Genomic DNA, 20,821 nt, shown 5'->3' with positions numbered 1-20,821 from the left:
CGCGAAGCCCGCTCACCCCTTCACCGCGCCAGCGGCGATTCCCCGCACGAACAGTTTTCCGGAGACAAAGTAGACGATGAGCGGCACCAGCCCGGTCAGGATGGTGGCGGCCATGTTGACGTTGTATTCCTTCACGCCCTGCACCGAGTTGACGATGTTGTTGAGCTGCACCGTCATCGGATAGGTGTCCGGGCGCGTGTAGACGACGCCGAACAGAAAATCGTTCCAGATGCCGGTGACCTGCAGGATGATCGCCACCACGAAGATCGGCAGCGCCATCGGCAGCATGATCTTGAAGTAGATCGCCCAGAAGCCGGCCCCGTCGACGCGCGCAGCCTTGAACAACTCCTCGGGGACGGAAGCGAAGTAGTTGCGGAAGAGCAGCGTCAGGATCGGCATGCCGAAGATCGAATGCACGATCACCAGCCCCCACAGGCTGCCGTAGAGCCCGATCTCCCGCAGGATGATGACGATCGGATAGATCATCACCTGGTAGGGGATGAAGGCGCCGACGATCAGGATGGTGAAGAACACTTCTGCGCTCTTGAAACGCCAGTTGGCGAGCGCATAGCCGTTCACCGATGCGATCGCGATCGAGGCGATCACCGATGGCACGGTGATCTGCACCGAGTTCCAGAAGCCGCGGCTCAAGCCATCGCAGTTCAACCCCGTGCAGGCCTGCGCCCACGCCTTCACCCACGGCTCGAAGGTGATCTCGACCGGCGGCGAGAAGATGTTGCCCAGCCGGATCTCCGGCATGCCCTTCAGCGAGGTCACGACCATCACGTAGAGCGGCAGCAAGTAGTAGACGGCGACCAGGATCAGCGTGCCGTAGAGGAAGACGTTGCGGCGCGAAAGTGTTCGGCGCGGGCGCGGGCCATGCGGGCCGGAGAACTCGTCGGCGATCGCCGATGCGCCCGTGACCGCGGCGCAGAGGGAGGCCGGGTTAGCCATGGCGCCGTCTTCCGAACTCGAGATAGGCCCATGGCACCACCACGATCATGACGGAAAGCAGCATCATGGTCGATGCGGCGAACCCCTGGCCCAGGTTCTGGGCGAAGAACATGTAGTCGTAGACGTATTTGGCGGGCACTTCCGAGGCGATGCCTGGGCCACCGCTGGTTTGCGCCACGACGAGGTCGTAGACGCGCACGATGCCCGAGGCGATGATGACCAGCGTGGTGATGAAGACCGGCCGCATCATCGGGATGATGATGAAAAGATAGGTCTTCCACATCGGGATGCCGTCGACGCGAGCGGCCTTCCAGATGTCCTCGTCGATGCCGCGCAGGCCGGCGAGCATGAGGCACATGACGAGCCCCGTGCCCTGCCACAGCGCGGCGATCAGGATGCCGTAGATGACGATCTCGGAATTGTAGAGCGGGTCGAAGGAAAAACTCTCCCAGCCGAGGCTGCGAACCACCGACTGGACGCCGTAGTCGGGGTTGAGCAGCCACTGCCAGACCAGCCCGGTGACGATGAAGGAGAGCGCGAAGGGGTAGAGGAAAATGGTGCGGAAGGTGTCCTCGAAGCGGATCTTCTGGTCCAGCAGCGCTGCGAGGAGGAAGCCGATCACCAACTGAAAGACGAGCGACAGGCTGCCGTAGACGAGCAGGTTCTCGATCGCGACATGCCAGCGGGGGGTCTCCCACAGCCGTTCGTACTGGGTGAGGCCGATGAAGTTCAGCCGCGGCAGGAGCTTCGAGTTGGTGAAGGAATAGAGGACGGTCCAGGCCGTGCCGCCCGCGAAGACGAAGACGGCGGTGAGCACCATCGGGATGGAGGCGATCTTGGCGTTCAGGTTGCGCCAGAGCTTGGTCGGGCGCCTGGCAATCTCATCGCGCATCGAGGCTCCGCCATAGGCAGGACATGGGAAGATGGACCGGCTCTAGGGGAGCCGGTCCAGGCGCGGGGGGCTGGGAGGATCAGTCCGCGGACGAAATGATCTGGGCGAAGCGCTTCTGCGCCTCTTCCGGCGTCAGGTTCGGATTGGCGAAGAACTCCGAGAAGAGGTCCTCCTTCTGCTTCTGGGAGTCCTGCGACAAGAGCTGGTCCGTGCTGGCGATGACATTTCCCTTGGCCAGGATGTCGAGACCTTTCTTCATGCAGTCGTTGGCCGCATTCAGGTCGACGTCGCCGCGGACCGGCAGCGAGCCCTTCTTGAGATTGAAGGCGACCTGCGTCGTGGGATTGAGGAGGGTCGAAGCCAGCACCTCCTGCGCCTTCGACTTCTCCTCGTCCTTGAGCCGCGGGAAGTAGAAGGCGTCGCCGCCGGTCGAGATGATCTCGTTGACGCCGAGGCCGGGCAGGCACGTATAGTCCTTGCCGGCGACCTGGCCGGCCACCTGGAACTCGCCCTGCGCCCAGTCGCCCATGATCTGGCCGCCGGCCTTGCCGGTGATGACCATGTTGGTCGCCTGGTTCCAGTCCTGCACGTTGGTGCCCTTGGACATGCGGCGGGCGTCGTCGGCAGCCTTGAACACTTTTGCCATCTCCGGGCCGGCGGCGACCTCCTCGTCCTTGTCGCCGAACACCTTCATGAAGACGTCCTTGTCGGCGATGGCGACCATCAGCACGTCGAAGGCGCCGGTCGCCTGCCAGGGCTGCCCGCCGACCGCGAGGGGCACGATGCCCGCTTTCTCGAGCGCCGGGGCGGCGGCGACGAACTCGTCCCAGTTCTTCGGCACAGGGACGCCGGCTTTCTCGAAGGCGGCGTTGGACAGCCACAGCCACTGCCAGGAATGGATGTTCACGGGCGCGCAATAGATCTTGCCGTCGATGGTGCAGGAATCGAGCAGGCTCTTCGGCCGGATGATCTCGGTCCACTTCTCCTTGTTGGCGAGATCGGTCAGGTCGCGCATCAAGCCGGCCTGAACGAGCTCTTCAGCCTGACGACCATGGTTGAATTGCGTGGCGCCCATCGGGTCGCCGCCGGTGATGCGGGAAATCATGATCGGCCGGGCCGTTCCGCCGGAGCCGGCGATGGCGCCGTCGATCCAGTGGTTGCCCGTCGCGTCGAACGCTTTGGCGAGTTCCGCAACTGCCGCCGCTTCGCCGCCCGAGGTCCACCAATGGGTGACTTCGAGATCGGTGGCGGAGGCCGGAGCAATAGCGAGAAGAGCGGCGCCGACCGCGAGCGCGGCGCGCAACGAACCATAACGCATCAATATTCCTCCCTGAACTGAAACGTTACAGTAGAGAGCCATATTGGATTTAGGTTGGCTCTGCAACCCCCGCTTGAGGAGGGGCTCTTAAGAAGGGGTTGAATGCAGTCCCTCGGATTTTGAAGGGGTAGGGTCCCGAGATCATCCGTATGCAACGTAGTGCGATGCAAAAATATGCTGCTGCGCTGCACTGAGTCGGCCATCGGATCTCGGGCTGGGCGCCCCCAACTGGCCTCTCGCCATGGAGGATTTACCTGTGACCGATGAGCCTGGAACCTCAAGGTTGATTGGACGAAAGTGCCAAGCCTCGTTGAAAACTGTAACGTTACAGAATATCAGCTGGGGTGTCCCTGTGGCGACTCGCTCCTGGGTCTATACAGGCTAGGGTTCCGGAGCTAAGCGGGCCAGATGGACATCGAAAGCAGGGACCATCCCGAGCGGGCGGAAGAGAGTTCTCGGCCGACACTGAAGACCATTGCGTTCATGACCGGGCTCGGCGTGACGACGGTTTCGCGCGCGCTAAAGGATGCTCCCGACATCGGCGAGGAGACCCGCAAGCGCGTCCAACTCGTCGCCCGCCAGGTCGGCTACCGGCCGAACCGCGCGGGCGTTCGCCTGCGCACCGGCAAGACCAACGTGATCAGCCTCGTCCTCGACACCGAGGAGCAGATGGGCGGCTTCGTCTCCGACCTGGTCTACGGCATTTCCGAACAGCTGGCGGAGACGCCTTATCACCTGATTGTCACGCCTTATTCGCGCAACAACGACCCGCTCGAGCCGGTGCGCTACATCGTCGAGACCGGATCGGCCGACGGCATCATCATCTCGCGGACGGAGCCGCGGGATGCGCGCGTGCGCTACATGGTCGATCACGGCATGCCATTCGCCACGCACGGCCGCACGCATATGGGGATCGAGCACCCGTTCCACGATTTCGATAACCACGCCTACGCGGTCGCGGCGGTGCGCCAGATCGCCGAGGCGGGCCGCAAGCGGATAGCCCTGCTCGCGCCGTCTCCGAACCTCTCCTACCATCACCACATGCGCGACGGTTTTCTCGAGGCCCTCTCGGAGGCAGGCCTGGCCGAGGTGCCGTTCTCGTCGGTGTCGCTCGACCATTCGATCGACGAGATCCGCGAGCGGACGGCCGAGATGATGGGCCGGCCCAATCGGCCGGACGGCATCGTTAGCGGTTCGGGGCAGGCGGCCTATGCGCTTGTCGCCGGCATCGAGGATGCGGGGCTGACCGTGGGCGCGGAGGTCGACCTCGTGTCGAAACAGTCGTCCCGGCTGCTCCACCTGCTGCGGCGCAAGCTCTATGTGGTGAACGAGGACGTGAGGTTGGCCGGCCGCGAACTCGCCCGCTCCGCGCTCGGGGCGATCGGCGGCAAGCCGACTGCGAGCCTGCAGAGCCTGGTGGTGCCGACAACGGTGGGGGGTTGGTAGGGGAGGGGCCGAGCGAAGCGAGGCGGGACTCGCGGCCGGCCACAACCTCTTCTCTTCACGATATTCGTCGAATCAGGTCGAGTATGGCCGTAACGACTCCTCCCGGCCGCTTCGCGGCCACCCTCCCCTCAAGGGGGAGGGATGCGTCGCGGCCGCCCGTCACCCTTCGGCGATGCGCCGATAGACATCCGCCGGGATAGAGATCCCTTCCTTCTCCGCTTGCTCCCGAGTGCGGCCCTTGGCCTGCCCGGGAATATGCACCCCGTACTCGCCGGACAGTCGCTCCAGCTGCGCCGCCAAGCGCGTGGAGAAATCGGCGTCCAGCAACATGGGCGCGATCGCAAGGACGAACAGCCCCGTACCGGGGCTCTCGCTGCCCTTCATGAAAGAGCTGGCATCGAGCGACCAGTTCGCACCGGAGAGCCCGGCGGAGAGCACCTCCACCATCAGCGCGAGATTGGCGCCGCGCGCGCCGCCAAAAGCGAGCAATGCCCCTGAGACCGCCTTGTTCGCGTCGGTCGTCGGATTGCCTTCGGCGTCCAGCGCCCAGCCTTCCGGAATCGGCCTTCCTTCCCGTGCCGCCTTCCGGACGCTGACGAAGGCGGTGGCGCTCGAGGCTTGGTCGATCAGCAGCGGCGGGCCGTCGGCAACGGGGGCCGCGAAGGCGAGCGGATTGGTGCAGTACACCGGCCGCGTGCCTCCCGAGCCGGCGAGCAGGGCAGGGCCGTTGGTTGCCGCCATGCCGACGAGGCCGGCTTCGGCGAGCCGCGCCGCGAAGGGGCCAAGCGCCCCGCAGGTATAGGCGTTCTTCTGCACGAACATCGCCAGCCCGAACGAGCGCGCGGTTGAGACGAGGTCGTCGAAAGCCCGGTCGAAACCCGGATGAGCGGCACCCTTGCGAGCGTCCGAGAGGATAATCGCCGGTGCCGGGCGGGTGATCACCGCATCTGCCGCTCCGTCGATGCGGCCGGCGTCGAGCGCGGCGAGATAGTCGAGGAAATGCGCGAGGCCGACGTTCGGCCGGCCCTCGGCTTCGGAGCGCACCGCAGCCGCGGCGAGCGAGCGAGCGGTCTCGGCACGCGCGCCGTGCCGTATCGCGGCGGCCTCGCAGAGCGCGAACGCCTCGTCCAGGGTCAGCGTGACTTCTTCCATTGCCTCGTCGGTCATCCTAGGCGCGCCGGAATGCGGGCCTCCAGCTTCCGGAAGAGGAAGACCAGGATGCCCGTAATGGTGAGATAGACGAGCGCAAGCAAGAGCAGCGGCTCGTAGGTGATGAAGGTCTCCTGCCTGACCCGCGAGGACACCGCGTAGATGTCGACCATGGTGATGGTCGCGACCAGCGGCGTCGCCTTGAGCTGCAGCACCGTCTCGCCGGTCAGCGTCGGCAGGGCTCGATAGAAGGCCTGCGGCAGCCAGATGCGTCGCAGGATGGTCCAGCGCCTCATGCCGAAGGCCCTGGCCGCCTCGAGCTGGCCGCGCGGCACGCCGGCGAAGGCGCCGCGCATCACCTCGCCTTCATAGCCCGCATAGGAGAGCGTGAGCGCCAGCACGCCATAGGGCCATGCCTGCCGCAGATAGGGCCAGAGGAAAGACTCCCGGATCCATGGAAACTGCGGGAACAGCGAACCCAGACCGTAATAGAGCAGCCAAAGCTGCAGGAGCAGCGGCGTGCCGCGGATGACCGTGCAGAAGGCGCGCGCCGGCGCCGCCAGCCACCACGGCCCGGTGACCTGCACCAGCCCGAGCGGGACAGCGAGCACAAAGCCTAAGAGGGTGGTGACGATGAGCAGCCAGATCGTCCGCCAGACGCCCTGGACTGCGAGATCAAAATATTTCGGCAGCCAGTCCCAGCGCATGGTGAAAACGGCGGCGAGGACGAGCGCTGCCGCGATGGCGATCAGCACTACGCGGTGCGGCTGCAGCCAGCCGAGCGCGCGCTGCCGCGGCGTCGTGGTGAGGATGGCCTCGCTCATCGGCCGGCCCCCGCGGTCGCGGGCATGCCGCGGCGTGACCAGCGCTCGACGCGGCCCAGCACGACATTGGAGAGAAGTGTGACGGCGAGATAGAGGATGTTTGCGGCCATGAAGAAGGTGAAATAGGCCTTCGTGGCGCCGGCCGCCTGCCGCGTGGCCTGTGTGAGCTCGCCGAATCCCACGATGGCGAGCAGGGCGGTGTCCTTGGTAGCGATCAGCCAGAGATTGGCCATCCCCGGGATGGCAAAGGGCAGCATCGCAGGCACGGTTATGCGCCTGAGCATCGTGCCGGGCGGCATGCCATAGGCGCGAGCCGCCTCGATCTGTCCCTGCGGGATGCCAAGGATCGCGCCGCGGAGCACTTCAGTGGCGTATGCACCCTGCACGAAGGCCAGCACGCCGATGCCGGCGACCAAGCCGTTGATGTCGATCGGCGCATAGCCGAACACGTCGAGCAGGCGGTTGATGAGGTCCGTGCCGGCGTAATAAAGCAGCAGGATTAGCACCAACTCCGGCACCGCGCGTACAACCGTCGTATAGACCTCGAGCAGGTCGCGCACGACCGGGCCGCCATAAAGCTTGCCGTAGGCCCCGCCCATGCCGATCAGCAGGCCGAGGCCGTAGGCGCCAAATGCGATCTGAAGCGAGGCAAGCAGTCCGCGCGCCAGCGTGGCGCCCCATCCGGGAGGATTGAAGGACAGCAGTTCCAGCGTGCTGGCGCCGAACAGGGCGGAGAGCAACTCGATGGGACTACTCCTCGAACCGGAAATTGAGCGCCAGAAAGAAATCAGGCAGCCGCTGCAAACACGGCTGCCCGGTGCAGACACGAACGATCAGTTAACCTGACCGGCCTCGCCGTAGATGTCGAAATCGAAGTACTTCTTCGTGATCTCTTCGTATTTGCCGTTGTCCCGGATGGCCTTGATGCCGGCGTTGATCTTGTCCGCCAGCGCCGTGTCGCCCTTGCGCACGCCGGCGCCGACGCCCGGGCCCAGAACCTCGAGATCGGGAGCGACCATGCCCTTCAGGTCGCAGCAGGCCTGTCCGGCATCGCTCTTGAGGAACGCGTCGAGCGCGATCGAATCGGCCTGCGTGGCGTCGATGCGCCCAGCGGCGAGATCCTGGTTCGCCTCATCCTGCGTCTGGTATTCTTTGATCTCGGCGGCGGACTCGCCGAAGTGCTTCTTGGCATAGGTGGCGTGGATGGTGGACACCTGCACGCCGAGGATCTTGCCCTTCAGCCCCTCAGGCGTGGCGTCGAACTTCTGGTCCTTGGCGCCGATCACGGCGGTGGGGGTGTTGTAGTACTTGTCGGAGAAGTCGATCGACTGCTTGCGCTCGTCGGTGATCGACATGGAATTCATAATCGCGTCGATCTTCTTGGTCTGGAGCGCCGGGATCAGGCCGTCCCACGGGATCGGCGTCAACTCGCACTCCATCTGCTGGCTGTCGCAGATGGCCTGGATGATCTCGACCTCCCAGCCGCCCCATTTGCCGGACGCGTCCTGCGACCAGAACGGCGGATAGGCCTCCGGCGAAAAGCCGACCTTCACCTGCTCCGCCTGCGCCATGCCGATGCTGGCGGCCATGACTGCGGCCGTGGCGAATGCTGCCAAAAATTTCTTCATTGTCTCTCTCCCGTTTCCCTCTGGGTAGTCTGTATTTGGAAGCCTAATGGATGTTGCGGAGGAATTGCTTCAGCCGCTCCGACCTGGGCGCCCCGAATATCTGCTCGGGCGGTCCCTCCTCCTCGACGACACCTTCGTGCAGGTAGATGACGTGGCTCGCGACCTGCCGCGCGAACTTCATCTCGTGGGTCACCAGCACCATGGTGCGGCCCTCCTGGGCGAGATCGCCGATGACCTTCAGCACCTCGCCGACGAGTTCCGGATCGAGCGCCGAGGTCGGCTCGTCGAACAGCATCACGCGCGGCTGGATGGCGAGCGCGCGGGCGATCGCGCCGCGCTGCTGCTGACCGCCGGACAGGAAGGCCGGATAGACGTCGCGCTTTTCGGCAAGTCCCACCCGGGCGAGCAGGCGCTCCGCCACTTCGATGGCTTCCTGTCGCTTGACGCCGAGCACGTGGACAGGAACCTCGATGACGTTCTCAAGCAGCGTCATGTGGCTCCACAGGTTGAAGCTCTGGAACACCATGCCAAGGCGGGAGCGGATGCGCTCGATCTGGCGCCGGTCGGCGGGCACGGAGCCGCCATTGCCGTCCGGCTTTAGCCTGATCTCCTCGCCATTGACGCGAATGAGGCCGCTGGTCGGGTTTTCGAGGCAATTAATGCAGCGCAGCAACGTCGATTTGCCCGAGCCGCTGCCGCCGATGATGGCGACGACTTCGCCGTCGCGGGCTGAGACGGACACGCCCTTCAGCACATGCAGGCTGCCGAACTTCTTGTGGAGGTTTTCCACATGAATGGCTTCGGCGGCTTCGCCAACTTTCGATGCATCAAGTTCTAAAGAAGCCACTGCGCTCACGCTTCGCGGCTCCCGGTTCTGTTCTGGCCTTGGTGGTGCAACTGCCCGCAGCTCTGTTCTTTGTTCCCCCCAGCACAATGGACTCGGGCGCTTGCATCCGTCAACCCGGCCGCGGTGGCCCCTTGCCCGGGCCTTCTCGACGTGGATACTGCGCGGCCTGCAACGGGAGGACTGGGTGGACACTGCAACGATGACAACCTACGGCGCGCAATCCATGGCGGCGCCGTTGAGGCGGGTGCTGATGCGCCGCGCCGCCGCGGCCATGCGCGGTGCGGACCCGCAGCGCTGGCATTATGGGCCAGGCTTCGATGCCGCCAAGGCAGGTGTCCAACATGACGGGCTGGTGGAACTGGTGGAAGAATCGGGCGCGGAGATCCTCTGGCTCGGCGACGAGGAGGACGGGCTCGCCGACTCCGTCTTCACCCATGATCCCTCCCTGATGACTGACCACGGTGCCGTCATCCTGTCGATGGGCAAGAGCCTGAGAAAACCGGAGCCGGGCCTGCATGAGGCGGTCTATCGGAAGCATGGTATTCCGATCCTCGGGCGGATCGAGGGGACCGGCACGGTCGAGGGCGGCGACTGCGTCTGGGTCGACCGCAAGACGCTGGCCGTCGGGCGCGGCATCCGCACCAACCAGGCCGGCATCGAGCAACTGGCGAATCTGCTCGGCCCGCATGGGATTTCCGTTCACGGCTTCGACCTGCCGCTCTGGCAGGGCGCCGAGGCATGCCTGCATCTGATGTCGGTGATCAGCCCGCTGGCCGACGATCTGGCGCTCGTCTATGCGCCGCTGCTGCCGGTCGCCTTCTGGCAGATGCTGAAGGCCCGTGGCATCCAACTGGTCGAGGGCGATGCCGAGGAGTTCGCGGCCTCGTACGGCCTGAACCTGAATGTCCTGCCCACCGCGCCGCGCGAGGTGATTGCGGTCGCCGGCTTCCCGAAGACCAAGGCGGCCATGGAAGCCGCCGGTTGCACGGTGAAGACATTCGAGGCGGATGCGCTCTGCATCGCCTGCGAAGGCGGGCCTACCTGCCTGACCCGTCCAGTGCTGAGATGGTGAGGAAAAGATGACAACCATCGGCGAAGCAATCGTAACGCTCCTTGAACGCCATGGCGTCGACACCGTGTTCGGCATACCCGGCGTCCATACGGTCGAGCTCTACCGCGGTCTGGCGACCTCCAGCATCCGCCACGTCACACCCCGCCACGAGCAGGGCGCGGCCTTCATGGCGGACGGTTACGCCCGCGCCAGCGGGAGGCCCGGCGTTGCCTTCGTCATCACCGGGCCGGGGCTGACGAACGCCATCACCGCCATGGGGCAGGCGCGTGCGGATTCGATCCCGATGCTGGTGATCTCGGGCGTGAATGCCCGGCCGACGCTGGGCAAGGGACTGGGCCATCTGCATGAACTGCCGGACCAGCGCGGGCTGATGGAGAAGGTCGCGCTGTTCTCGGTGCGGGTCGAGCAGGCCGCAGAACTTCAGCCGGCGATCGAACGCGCCTTCACCCTGTTCCGGACGGGGCGGCCTGGTCCGGTTCACATCGAGGTTCCGCTCGACGTCATGGGCCTTCCCGCCGATCCGATCCGGGAGGTGGAGCAGCCCGAACCACCTGCGCCGGATCCGTCGGCCATCGCCGCCGGCGCGCGGGCGATTACCGGCGCCGTTCGGCCGGTCATCCTTGCTGGCGGCGGTGCAGTTCGCGCCGAGACGGCGCTGCGGGCCCTCGCCGAACGGCTGGATGCACCCGTGGTGCTCACCACCAATGCGCGCGGCCTTCTGCACCGGCATCCCCTCGCCGTGCCGGCAAGCGCGAGCATGCAACCGGTGCGGGCACTGATTGACGGCGCGGATGTGGTCGTTGCGGTCGGCACCGAGTTCGGCCCGACCGACTATGACATGTATGGTGACGGCGGTTTTGCCATCCCGAAGCAACTCGTGCGCATCGACATCGATGCCGAGCAACTCGATCGCCACCCCGCTTCGGTGAAGATCGAAGCGGATGCGGCGGCCGCGCTCTCCGCACTCTCTGCCGCGATCTCCGACCGCGCCCGCCCCTCCGGCACCTCGCAAGGGCAGGAGAGGGCCAGGCAGGCACGGCAGGACGCACTGGCCGAGCTCGGCCGCCTGGCCCCCTATATGCCTGCGCAGCTGGAATTGGTGGAGGCGATCCGCGATGCGCTGCCGAACTCCATCATCGTCGGGGATTCGACGCAGCCCATTTATGCCGCGAACCTCAACTACGACCACGACCGTCCGGGCGGCTGGTTCAATGCCGCGACCGGTTTTGGTGCGCTGGGCTATGGACCGCCTGCGGCGATTGGGGCCTCGCTCGCCGTGCCGGACGCACAGGTCGTTTGCCTGACCGGCGACGGCGGCTTCCAGTTTTCGCTTCCGGAGATTGCCGCGGCGGTGGAGACCAAGGCGCGCGTCATCTTCCTGGTGTATAACAACCAGGGCTATGGCGAGATCGAGCTGTCGATGCGGCAGGTTGGCGTCGAGCCTGTCGGCGTCTCGCCGGCTCCGCCGGACTTCGGCAAGATCGCCGAGGCCTATGGTCTGCCCTGTGCGGCGGTGAACCGGCTGGACGACTTGCAGGCTGCACTGCGAGAGGCCGTGCCCGGACCGGCGATCGTGGAGTTCACAGCCGGCTAGGCTGACAGGAGTTGCAATTAATATGGTCGAGCTAAGAAGGGGCGGGGAAGCCGCATTCGAGGCTGAGATCGAGACCGTCGAGATGCACACCGGCGGCGAGCCGGTGCGCATTGTCGTCTCCGGCTATCCGCAGATCCCCGGGGCGACCATTCTCGACAAGCGCCGCTATGCGCGCGAGCGGCTGGATCACCTGCGAAAGCTCCTGATCTACGAGCCGCGCGGCCATTTCGACATGTATGGCGTGATCCCCGTCGAGCCCGACCTGCCCGGGGCCGACCTCGCCGTGCTGTTCATCCACAATGAAGGCTATTCGACCATGTGCGGCCACGCGACCATCGCGCTCGGCCGCTACGCTGTGGATCACGGGTTGGTGGAGCCCAAAACTCCGGTGACGGATCTCGCCATCCAGTGCCCATGCGGCCTCGTGCGGGTGAAGGTGGATGTGAGGGAGACGGAAAAGGGTTTCGTCAGCGGCGCCGTCTCCTTCGAGAGCGTTCCGTCCTTTGCCGTCGCCCTCGATCAGGATCTGGAGATTGAGGGCCTGGGAAGGGTGAGATTCGACATCGCCTATGGCGGCGCCTTTTATGCCCTGGTCGATACCGCTTCGCTCTGCCTCGACCTCGAGCATTCGCCACTCGCGCAACTCGTCGAGATCGCCGACCGCATCACAAGGGCTCTTTCGGCCGAGCTGAAGCTCGAGCATCCCGACGATCCCGATCTGGCCTTCCTGTATGGTACGATCCTGACCGACGGCGGGGACGGCCGCGACCGGCCGAGCCGGAATCTCTGCGTCTTCGCTGACCGCGAGGTGGACCGCAGCCCCACCGGCAGCGGGGTATCGGCTCGCATGGCAGTGCAGGTCGCACGCGGTCAGGTCGGGCTCGGCGAGACACGCCGCTTCGAGAGCCTGACTGGCGCGGTGTTTTCCGCAAAGGCCACTTTTGCCGAGAGGGCAGGGTGGTTCGACGCCGTTCGTATCGAGGTCGGCGGCCACGCCTATTACTCCGGTCGTTCCCGCTTTTCGGTCGAGGCCGGCGATCCGCTCGGCTCCGGTTTTCTGCTGCGGTAAAGGCAGGCGGTCAGCCTTTCCCAAGGGAAAAGAAAAAGCCCGCCGGAAAACCGGCGGGCAAGCTGTACTGGAGGGGTGGTCTGAGAAATCAGTGGCGGGAGAGCCAGTCGTCGATGTCCCGCTCTGCAGCGTCCTGCGCCTGTCCATAGCGCTCCTGCAGACGGCCTGCGAGTTCCTTGCGGTTACCTCTGATCACGTCAAGGTCGTCGTTGGTGAGCTTGCCCCACTGCTGCTGCACCTTGCCCTTGAACTGCTCCCAATTGCCTTCCACCTGGTTCCAATTCATCGCGCATCTCCTGGGTTGTTCTCATCCGACGGCGTCGCCGCCGGTCGTGTAGGGAACGCCAGAACAAGGCTTCGGTTCCCCGGCAGTGCCGAAAGAAAGAGGTTGATCCCTTGGGCTCGCGTCGCATGTGCCGATGCGGCTGAGGCTAAGGTACGTCGGGCAGCCTAAGCGACACAAGTGCCTGTCGTTTCGCTCAGACCGGCGCCTTTGCAATGGCGGCTTCGTAGGCCGACTGCAGCCTGGAGAAGACCGACTCCCTGGGCGCCGGCGCCCCCAGGTGGAGGTGCCGCAGTTCCTCCATGAACTCGGACCACAGCTTCGGGCCTCCGTCCTCAAGGATTTTCGCGCGTACGGAGAGCTCTTTCGACGCGGGTGTGTGACGCAGGCCCCAACCGCCCATGTGGGCCAGCAAGGGCACCAGATCGATGGATGCTTCGGTCAGGCTGTAAATGACCTTCTGCTTGTGGCTGGGATCGTCGCGACGGGATACCAATCCGGCTTTCTCCAGGCGCTTCAGCCGGTTGGCTAGAATGTTCGAGGCTATCCGCTCCTCCGAACGGGTCAGCAACTCGCGGAAGTGACGGCGGTTGCCGAACATCAGGTCGCGGATAACGATCAGGCTCCAGCGATCCCCCAGCGCCTCGAGAGTCAGATTGATCGGGCAGCCCGAACGTGGGGCGTTCATGCGCACTCCAAAAACCAATTGCGATATAAAACCAGTCGATCTAGCTTACAACCGATTGTATAATGCAATCACAAGCGCGCGAATGTGCAATGTGAGGAGAGGAAGTGGGTATGGCCAAGCTCGTGTTCGGAATGAACCAGTCCCTGGACGGCTACGTCGATCACATGGCGTTCGGGCCAAGCCCCACGCTGTTCCGCCACTTCATCGAGGAGGCTGAGGGACAGGCGGGCAGTCTGTATGGTCGCCGAATCTATGAGATCATGAGCTACTGGGACGAGGATCATCCTGAATGGGGTGCAGAGGAACACGCCTTCGCGGCGGCGTGGCGGAAGCAGCCGAAATGGGTCGTGTCGCGCTCGTTGAAGTCGGTCGGCCCCAACGCCCGTCTTGTCGAGGGGGATCTCGAGGGCGCGATCCGCAAGCTGAAGGCCGAGCGCGACGGGGAGATCGAAGTTGCTGGCCCGGGCTTGGCGCAAAGCCTCACCGAACTTGGCCTGATCGACGAGTATCGGATCTACCTGCACCCCGTCGTGCTTGGTCACGGCAAGCCGTATTTCGCCGGACCCCGGCCGCCGCTCCGCCTTGTGACCCATGATCGGATTGGCGAGGATGTGATTAGGTTGACCTACGTTCCCGCTTAATCTCGTGACTCGCCAGATGGAAATCACCGCTGACTGGCGGTTAGCAGACGGCCCTAATCCGCAGTTTAAGGAACGACCGCTCTTACGCGTTCTGGTCCAGAAGCTGGCGGTCCGGATTCCACCCATCTGAGACGTTCGTCGCGAAGAGCAGTTTGACTCCTGCCGCCCAAAAGAAAAAGCCCCGCCGGATCGCTCCGGCGGGGCTTCGTCATTGCGTTGGCGGATCGGCTTAGTTGCCGCGGCCCTTGAGGGCGGCGCCCAGGATGTCGCCGAGCGAGGCGCCGGAGTCGGTCGAACCGTACTGTGCGACGGCCTCCTTCTCCTCGGCGATCTCGAGCGCCTTGATCGAGACCTGCACCTTGCGCGCCTTCTTGTCGTAGGCGATCACGCGGGCATCGAGCTTCTGGCCGACGGCGAAGCGCTCAGGACGCTGCTCGTCACGGTCGCGCGACAGGTCGGAGCGGCGGATGAAGCTCTCCAGGCCGCTTTCGACCAGGCGAACATCGAGGCCGCCGTCCTTGACGGCGAGGACTTCGCAGGTGACGACCGCGTTCTTGCGCAGATCGCCTGCAGCCTCGCCGGCGCTCGCCGCGCTGCGCTGCATCTGCTTGATGCCGAGCGAGATGCGCTCCTTGTCGACATCGACGTCGAGCACCTGCGCCTTCACCATCTGGCCGCGCTGGTACTCCTCGATGACCTGCTCGCCCGGACGCGTCCAGTCGAGGTCGGAGAGGTGGACCATGCCGTCGACATCGCCCTCGAGGCCGATGAACAGGCCGAACTCGGTCTTGTTCTTGACCTCGCCCTCGACTTCCGCACCGACCGGATGGTTGCGGGCGAAAGCCTGCCACGGGTTCTCGAGCGTCTGCTTGAGGCCGAGCGAGATGCGGCGCTTGGACGGATCGACCTCCAGCACCACCACGTCGACCTGCTGCGAGGTGGACAGGATCTTGCCGGGATGGACGTTCTTCTTGGTCCACGACATTTCCGAAACGTGGATGAGGCCCTCGATGCCCGGCTCCAGCTCCACGAAGGCGCCGTAGTCGGTGATGTTGGTGACCGTGCCGGTGATCTTCTTGCCGATAGGGAACTTGGTGCCGATGTCGTTCCAGGGATCGCTCTCGAGCTGCTTCATGCCGAGCGAGATGCGGTGGGTTTCCTGGTTGATGCGGATGATCTGCACCTTGACCGTCTGGCCGATGTTGAGGATCTCGGTCGGATGGTTGACACGACGCCACGCCATGTCGGTGACGTGCAGCAGGCCGTCGATGCCGCCGAGGTCGACGAACGCACCGTAGTCGGTGATGTTCTTGACCACGCCCTCGACCACCTGACCCTCTTCGAGGTTCTGGACGATCTCGGAACGCTGCTCGGCGCGGCTCTCCTCGAGCACGGTGCGGCGCGACACGACGATGTTGCCGCGGCGGCGATCCATCTTGAGGATCTCGAACGGCTGCGGCGTGTGCATCAGCGGGGTGACGTCGCGGATCGGCCGGATGTCGACCTGCGAACGCGGCAGGAAGGCCACGGCGCCGTCCAGATCGACGGTGAAGCCGCCCTTGACCTGGTTGAAGATGACGCCTTCGACGCGCTCGCCGCGGTTGAACTTCTCTTCGAGCTTGACCCAGCTCTCCTCACGGCGGGCCTTGTCGCGCGACAGCATGGCCTCGCCCAGCGCATTCTCGATGCGCTCGACATAGACTTCGACGCGGTCGCCGATGTTGAGCTGGCCGTCCTTGGCCTTGGCGCCGAATTCCTTCAGCGGGACGCGGCCCTCGACCTTCAGGCCGACGTCGATGATGGCCATGTCCTTTTCGATGGCCGTAACGATGCCGCGAACGACCTGTCCCTCGCCCGAATGTCCGTCCGTGAAGGACTCTTCGAGCATGGACGCGAAATCGTCGCGGGTTGGATTGGATTGGGACATTGTTTCTCCTGGAAGCTCCGTGTCCGGAGCAGCGCCTCGGGTTCGTGTTGCAAATACCTGCCGACAGTCCGGGCGGAAGCCCTGGTGCCGCTTGATCGCGGCGATCGGCGCAAGAGAATGCGGGCAGGCGGGTTTACGGGCTATCGGTCTTGGCGACCCGGACAAAAGGTCCGCAACGCGGAAAATCCGGAGCGCCTGGCCTAGGCCTGTTTTCGCTTGGCAAGGGCATCGTCCACGATGGCCCTAGCCGCCTGAAACGCGGCTTCTATAGACATTTCCGAGGTGTCGAGCAAGTGCGCGTCGGTGGCGGGCCGCAGCGGTGAGTCGGCGCGGCCCATGTCGCGCTCGTCGCGCCGCCGGATGTCGTCGAGGATCTCGTCCAACTCGGCGTGGCCGCCGCGGCTCTCGATGTCGCGCAACCTTCGCCCGGCCCGCACCTCGGCGCTCGCCGTGACGAACAGCTTCACCTCCGCGTCCGGGCAGACGACCGTGCCGATGTCGCGCCCGTCGATCACCGCGCCGCCTTCCTGCGCGGCAAAGGCGCGCTGCTTGTCGACCAGCACGCGCCTGACCTCCGGTATCACCGCCACCTTCGACGCGGCGTCGGCGACCGCGTGGGCGGACAGCGCGTGCTTGTCGAGCGCGGTGAGATCCACCTGACCCGCTGCGTCGACGGCATGCTCGGCGTCATCCAGCGGCCAGCCGCGCCGCAGCATCTCATGTGCAACGGCACGATAGGTCAGGCCGGTGTCGAGGTGGGCGAGGTGAAAGTAGTCGGCCAGGCGGCGTGCGAGTGTGCCCTTGCCGGAGGCGGCAGGTCCGTCGATGGCGATGAGGAGGGGTAGCGGCATGTTGCTGCTTGAACAGGAGAAAGGCGTTTCGCGCAACCCTCGACGAACGCTTGCGCGCGGCACGCCCGTCGATCGCTCGAGCAACTTCCTTGGTCAGTCGATCTCCGCCCCCAACTCCGCCATCAGCCCCATGAACTCGGGGAAACTCGTGGCGATCATCGACTGGTCGTCCACCGTCACCGGCTTCTCAGCCGCGAAGCCCATGACCAAAAAACTCATCGCGATGCGGTGGTCGAGGTGCGTTGCAACGGTCCCACCGCCGAGGCCTTTGCCATCGGGCCGGCCGCGGACGGAGAGCCAGTCGTGTCCCTCGGAGCAGTCGACGCCGTTCGTCTCCAGGCCGCGCGCCACGGCGGCCAGCCTGTCGCTCTCCTTGACCCGCAACTCGTCGAGCCCCTGCATCAGGGTCTCGCCCTCGGCGAAAGCCGCCGCGACGGCCAGCACGGGGTACTCGTCGATCATCGACGGGGCGCGTTCGGCCGGCACGGTGACGCCTTTCAGCTCGGAGGAGCGCACGCGAAGGTCGGCCACGTCCTCGCCGCCGGCATTGCGCTGGTTGAGGAGTTCGATCTCGGCGCCCATCTCCAGAAGGGTCGTGATCAGCCCGGTGCGGGTCGGGTTCATCAGGACGTTCTCGATGAGAATGTCCGAGCCAGGCACGAGAAGCGCCGCGACCAGCGGGAAGGCGGCGGAGGAGGGGTCGCCCGGAACGGCGATGGTCTGCCCCGACAATTTTCCCTGGCCCTCGATGCGGATGTGGCGCACGCCGTCCGCATCCGTCTCCACCTCGAGATTGGCCCCAAAACCCTGAAGCATCTTTTCGGTGTGGTCGCGCGTTATGACCGCCTCGATAACCGTCGTCACGCCCGGCGTGTTGAGGCCGGCGAGCAGCACGGCCGACTTCACCTGCGCCGAGGCCATCGGTACACGATAGGTGATCGGCGCGGCCTGCCGCGGGCCCCTCAGCGTCAGCGGCATCCGGTCCCCGGGCGCGGACTTCAGTACCTGCACACCCATCTCCCGCAGCGGATCGAGCACCCGTGCCATCGGCCGCTTCGAGAGCGATGCGTCGCCGATGAAGGTCGTCTCCATGTCGTAGGTGCCGACGAGGCCCATCGTCAGGCGCGAGCCAGTCCCTGCATTGCCGAAGTCGAGCGGCGCGCGCGGCTCCAGCAGGCAGCCATTGCCGGTGCCCTGGATGATCCATTCGTCGCCGTGCTTCTCGATGCGTGCACCCATAGCCTTCATGGCCTCGCCCGTGCGCAGCACGTCCTCGCCTTCCAGCAGGCCGGTGATGCGGGTCTCGCCGGAAGCAAGGCCGCCGAACATGAAGGAGCGGTGGGAGATCGACTTGTCGCCCGGCATGCGCGCCGTGCCCTTGAGTGCGGACGAGCGCTTCGCCGTCGCCGGTCTCGCGATTTCTTGATGGGACATTCCTGCAAGCCTCGTTGCCCGGACCGCCGGATGCCCGGCGCATTGCTGACTTTTGCGCGGCCTCCTATCACGCCTATCGAGACCGGTCATCCCTTCAGCGGCAGCGGGTCTGCGACCATATTTCCAAAGGCCCGAATCGGCCTATTTCGCTTTGACAACTGCGGTAAACTGCCGTTAAGGGGACCGTTCTTTCAGGACGAGGCTAAGACGTGGCAAAAGAGGAACTCGGTACCAAGCGGATCGACCCGGAAACGGGCCGCAAATTCTACGACCTCAACAAGGACCCGATCGTCTCGCCGTATACGGGCAAGTCGTATCCCCGCTCCTATTTCGAGACCAACTCCAAGTCGATGGACGAAGAGGAGCACGACGAGCACGAGCACGAGACCGACGACGAGGCTCCGGACGTGGTTTCGCTCGAGGATGCGGATGAGGAGACGAAGGGCGGCGGCGACGATCTGCCGGACCTCGGCGACGACGACGTGGATCTCGGCGACGACGAAGAGGATGTCTTCCTTGAGGACGAGGAAGAGGACGGAGACGACGTTTCCGGCATCATCGGCGTCGGTGAGGACGACGAAGGATGACTTTCGCGGCCGCGTCGAAGCAGCTGTGAGAATTGCCTCACGAGAGGCTTGATCTTGTGAAGAGGCGGCGCTAGAAGCCGCCTCACAGCGACGGTCCTTCGGGGTCGTCTGCATCGCCCGCCAGGGCGCCGGCTTCCGCCGGTGATGGGGCCATAGCTCAGCTGGGAGAGCGCCTGCATGGCATGCAGGAGGTCAGCGGTTCGATCCCGCTTGGCTCCACCAAAACCGGATCGTGTCCGTGAAATTGTGTTAAGGCCTTGAAAGGCCAGTCGGTCTCTGCGGTTGGAAACCAAACACTTGGGGCACTCGACGCGCGCGTTTCTCTTATTGAGTTTCTGGCGTAGTTTGAGGTGAAACTCGGTATCGCGTGCAAAGCGCCTGAGATCGTCGAAAAATCACGACGTAACTCTTATCGGGACGGTCCATCCAGGTGTAGCGCGACCATGCCTGGCCGCTTCAGAAGCGGGCTTCCTGTGAGCCGAGGCCGTGGGCCTTCTCGTACCTGCCTAGGGATGGAGACGCGACCGTAAATCACACCTGGATCAGGGTCGAATCACTCGGCCATCGATCATCGTCTCTACACGAGGCCTCATTTCGAGGCATTTCAGGTGCCGACTGCCTCGACGTAACAAGCTGCGCCGAGTCGAACTGGGAGGTGCGATCGAACAAATCCTTCGGCGATTTGTCAGACAACCTCCTCCCGCGACCCAAAGGATCGTGTTCCCCGATACAGAACAAAACAAAGAGCAGGAGCAGATCGCGCAGCTATCTGGACTAACTGACAATGCCCCAGACAAATCGGCTGCAAACCAGGAGCAGGAACACGCCAAAGGCTGTTTCGAGCATCCGGCGGGACAGCGAATGTGCGAGCGAAACGCCGAGGCGCGTCGTCAGCAGCGATGTCGGGATCGTCAGTGCAAAGGTGGCGAGCGAGACGAATCCGATCGCGTCGGGCGGCAGGTCCGGCCGGCCCGCGCCGGCGAGCATATAGCCGATCGTGCCGGGGATCGCGATAAGGACGCCCACGCCCGCCGCTGTGGAAACCGCGCGGTGGATCGGCACGCCATGCAGCGTCATGGCGAGGTTCGACACCGCCCCGCCGCCGATGCCCATCAGCGAAGAGACGAGGCCGATCAGGGCGCCATAGATGCTCAGCACGCCGCGCTCCGGCAACTCGTCGCGCAGCCGCCACCCCTTGCCGCCTGTCAGCAGCTTGACGGCGTTCAAGCCCGCGACGCCGATGAAGACCGCCTGGAACACCGCCGGATCGGCATAGCGCGCGATCGCGGCACCCACCAGAACGCCGATCAGGACCGGCACCGCCCAGATGCGCAGTAGCGCCATATCGACCGCGCCCTTTAGATAATGCCCGCGCGCCGAACTGATCGAGGTGGGCACGATGACGGCGAGCGAGGTGCCGACGGCAAGCGGCATCGCGACCTCCGGCTTGTAGCCCAGAACGCCGAAGATCTCGTAGAAGATCGGTACCGAGATGGCGCCCCCGCCAACGCCAAACAGGCCCGCGAGGAAGCCGATCGCCGCACCGGCGACCGCGAGGGCGGTGATAAGTGCGGAGAGGGTGGAGGGGTCGGACAGGATTTCCAAGGCGCTAATTCA

General features: G+C 64.8%; 20 protein-coding genes and 1 tRNA gene. 7 read left to right on the top strand and 14 right to left on the bottom strand.

Features of this window, described 5'->3' with window-relative positions:
- Positions 1-12: 12 nt before the first annotated feature.
- The 3 genes from HUI96_RS21660 to HUI96_RS21650 all read right to left on the bottom strand — a co-directional run bounded on the left by HUI96_RS21660 (position 13) and on the right by HUI96_RS21650 (position 3,164).
- A complete protein-coding gene (locus HUI96_RS21660) occupies positions 13-954 on the bottom strand; it encodes a carbohydrate ABC transporter permease (protein ID WP_188256763.1) in 942 nt (313 codons plus the stop codon).
- A complete protein-coding gene (locus tag HUI96_RS21655; RefSeq protein WP_188256762.1) occupies positions 947-1,846 on the bottom strand; it encodes a carbohydrate ABC transporter permease in 900 nt (299 codons plus the stop codon). Before HUI96_RS21655 ends, HUI96_RS21660 begins: the two co-directional genes overlap by 8 nt.
- Positions 1,847-1,925: 79 nt before the next feature.
- Positions 1,926-3,164: an ABC transporter substrate-binding protein gene (locus tag HUI96_RS21650; RefSeq protein ID WP_188256761.1), complete on the bottom strand. Its 1,239-nt coding sequence runs from the start codon at positions 3,162-3,164 to the stop codon at positions 1,926-1,928.
- Between the two features lie 408 nt (positions 3,165-3,572).
- On the opposite strand from HUI96_RS21650, the gene HUI96_RS21645 reads away from it, so the two are divergent.
- Positions 3,573-4,610, top strand: coding sequence for a LacI family transcriptional regulator (locus HUI96_RS21645; RefSeq protein ID WP_188256760.1), 1,038 nt, complete (start codon positions 3,573-3,575; stop codon positions 4,608-4,610).
- A 159-nt stretch (positions 4,611-4,769) separates the two neighbouring features.
- Here the strand turns inward: HUI96_RS21645 and HUI96_RS21640 are convergent, their stop codons facing one another.
- The 5 genes from HUI96_RS21640 to HUI96_RS21620 form a co-directional block, all read right to left on the bottom strand.
- Positions 4,770-5,777, bottom strand: coding sequence for an Ldh family oxidoreductase (locus HUI96_RS21640; RefSeq protein ID WP_237684282.1), 1,008 nt, complete (start codon positions 5,775-5,777; stop codon positions 4,770-4,772).
- Positions 5,774-6,583 (bottom strand): ABC transporter permease, encoded by an 810-nt coding sequence (locus HUI96_RS21635; protein WP_188256759.1) that lies wholly within the window; start codon positions 6,581-6,583, stop codon positions 5,774-5,776. The genes HUI96_RS21640 and HUI96_RS21635 overlap by 4 nt, the downstream gene beginning before the upstream one ends.
- The gene (locus tag HUI96_RS21630; protein WP_211892354.1) at positions 6,580-7,293 is read right to left on the bottom strand and encodes an ABC transporter permease; all 714 of its coding nucleotides are present in this window, start codon (positions 7,291-7,293) and stop codon (positions 6,580-6,582) included. The genes HUI96_RS21635 and HUI96_RS21630 overlap by 4 nt, the downstream gene beginning before the upstream one ends.
- A 123-nt stretch (positions 7,294-7,416) precedes the next feature.
- On the bottom strand, positions 7,417-8,211 hold the full coding sequence (locus tag HUI96_RS21625; RefSeq protein ID WP_188256758.1) for a transporter substrate-binding domain-containing protein: 795 nt from the start codon (positions 8,209-8,211) through the stop codon (positions 7,417-7,419).
- Between the two features lie 43 nt (positions 8,212-8,254).
- The gene (locus HUI96_RS21620; protein ID WP_337918542.1) at positions 8,255-9,067 is read right to left on the bottom strand and encodes an ABC transporter ATP-binding protein; all 813 of its coding nucleotides are present in this window, start codon (positions 9,065-9,067) and stop codon (positions 8,255-8,257) included.
- Positions 9,068-9,257: 190 nt separating this feature from the next.
- Between HUI96_RS21620 and HUI96_RS21615 the strand changes: the two genes are divergently transcribed.
- The 3 genes from HUI96_RS21615 to HUI96_RS21605 are packed head-to-tail and all read left to right on the top strand — an operon-like array spanning position 9,258 to position 12,793.
- Complete coding sequence (locus HUI96_RS21615) at positions 9,258-10,130, top strand: dimethylarginine dimethylaminohydrolase family protein (RefSeq protein ID WP_188256822.1); 873 nt, start codon at positions 9,258-9,260, stop codon at positions 10,128-10,130.
- Positions 10,131-10,137: 7 nt separating this feature from the next.
- Positions 10,138-11,724, top strand: a complete 1,587-nt coding sequence (locus HUI96_RS21610) for a 5-guanidino-2-oxopentanoate decarboxylase (RefSeq protein ID WP_188256757.1) — start codon at positions 10,138-10,140, stop codon at positions 11,722-11,724.
- Positions 11,725-11,746: 22 nt separating this feature from the next.
- On the top strand, positions 11,747-12,793 hold the full coding sequence (locus HUI96_RS21605) for a proline racemase family protein (protein ID WP_210320269.1): 1,047 nt from the start codon (positions 11,747-11,749) through the stop codon (positions 12,791-12,793).
- Between the two features lie 88 nt (positions 12,794-12,881).
- Here HUI96_RS21605 and HUI96_RS21600 read toward each other — a convergent pair whose 3' ends face one another.
- Together HUI96_RS21600 and HUI96_RS21595 are read right to left on the bottom strand one after the other, a co-directional pair.
- The gene (locus HUI96_RS21600; protein ID WP_188256756.1) at positions 12,882-13,079 is read right to left on the bottom strand and encodes a CsbD family protein; all 198 of its coding nucleotides are present in this window, start codon (positions 13,077-13,079) and stop codon (positions 12,882-12,884) included.
- 193 nt (positions 13,080-13,272) lie between these two features.
- A complete protein-coding gene (locus HUI96_RS21595; RefSeq protein WP_188256755.1) occupies positions 13,273-13,764 on the bottom strand; it encodes a winged helix-turn-helix transcriptional regulator in 492 nt (163 codons plus the stop codon).
- Between the two features lie 110 nt (positions 13,765-13,874).
- On the opposite strand from HUI96_RS21595, the gene HUI96_RS21590 reads away from it, so the two are divergent.
- Positions 13,875-14,405 carry a dihydrofolate reductase family protein gene (locus tag HUI96_RS21590; RefSeq protein WP_188256754.1) on the top strand — a complete coding sequence of 177 codons (531 nt, stop codon included), beginning with the start codon at positions 13,875-13,877 and terminating at the stop codon, positions 14,403-14,405.
- 229 nt (positions 14,406-14,634) lie between these two features.
- Here the strand turns inward: HUI96_RS21590 and rpsA are convergent, their stop codons facing one another.
- The 3 genes from rpsA to aroA form a co-directional block, all read right to left on the bottom strand.
- Positions 14,635-16,332 (bottom strand): 30S ribosomal protein S1, encoded by a 1,698-nt coding sequence (gene rpsA, locus HUI96_RS21585; RefSeq protein ID WP_188256753.1) that lies wholly within the window; start codon positions 16,330-16,332, stop codon positions 14,635-14,637.
- 200 nt (positions 16,333-16,532) lie between these two features.
- Complete coding sequence (gene cmk / locus HUI96_RS21580) at positions 16,533-17,183, bottom strand: (d)CMP kinase (protein ID WP_188256752.1); 651 nt, start codon at positions 17,181-17,183, stop codon at positions 16,533-16,535.
- Between the two features lie 93 nt (positions 17,184-17,276).
- Positions 17,277-18,617 carry a 3-phosphoshikimate 1-carboxyvinyltransferase gene (aroA, locus tag HUI96_RS21575; RefSeq protein WP_188256751.1) on the bottom strand — a complete coding sequence of 447 codons (1,341 nt, stop codon included), beginning with the start codon at positions 18,615-18,617 and terminating at the stop codon, positions 17,277-17,279.
- 209 nt (positions 18,618-18,826) lie between these two features.
- On the opposite strand from aroA, the gene HUI96_RS21570 reads away from it, so the two are divergent.
- On the top strand, positions 18,827-19,204 hold the full coding sequence (locus HUI96_RS21570; RefSeq protein WP_188256750.1) for a TIGR02300 family protein: 378 nt from the start codon (positions 18,827-18,829) through the stop codon (positions 19,202-19,204).
- A 146-nt stretch (positions 19,205-19,350) separates the two neighbouring features.
- A tRNA-Ala gene (locus tag HUI96_RS21565) sits at positions 19,351-19,426 on the top strand.
- A gap of 552 nt (positions 19,427-19,978) precedes the next feature.
- On the opposite strand, the gene HUI96_RS21560 is transcribed toward HUI96_RS21565, so the two are convergent.
- Positions 19,979-20,809, bottom strand: coding sequence for a sulfite exporter TauE/SafE family protein (locus tag HUI96_RS21560; RefSeq protein ID WP_188256749.1), 831 nt, complete (start codon positions 20,807-20,809; stop codon positions 19,979-19,981).
- Between the last annotated feature and the right edge of the window lie 12 nt (positions 20,810-20,821).

The sequence above is a fragment of the Pseudaminobacter soli (ex Zhang et al. 2022) genome (assembly GCF_014595955.1).
In the GTDB taxonomy this organism is placed as follows: Bacteria; Pseudomonadota; Alphaproteobacteria; order Rhizobiales; family Rhizobiaceae; genus Kumtagia; species Kumtagia pseudosoli.
The sequence above is the reverse complement of the archived record's forward strand: the minus strand, read 5'-3'. Positions and strand labels throughout refer to the sequence as shown.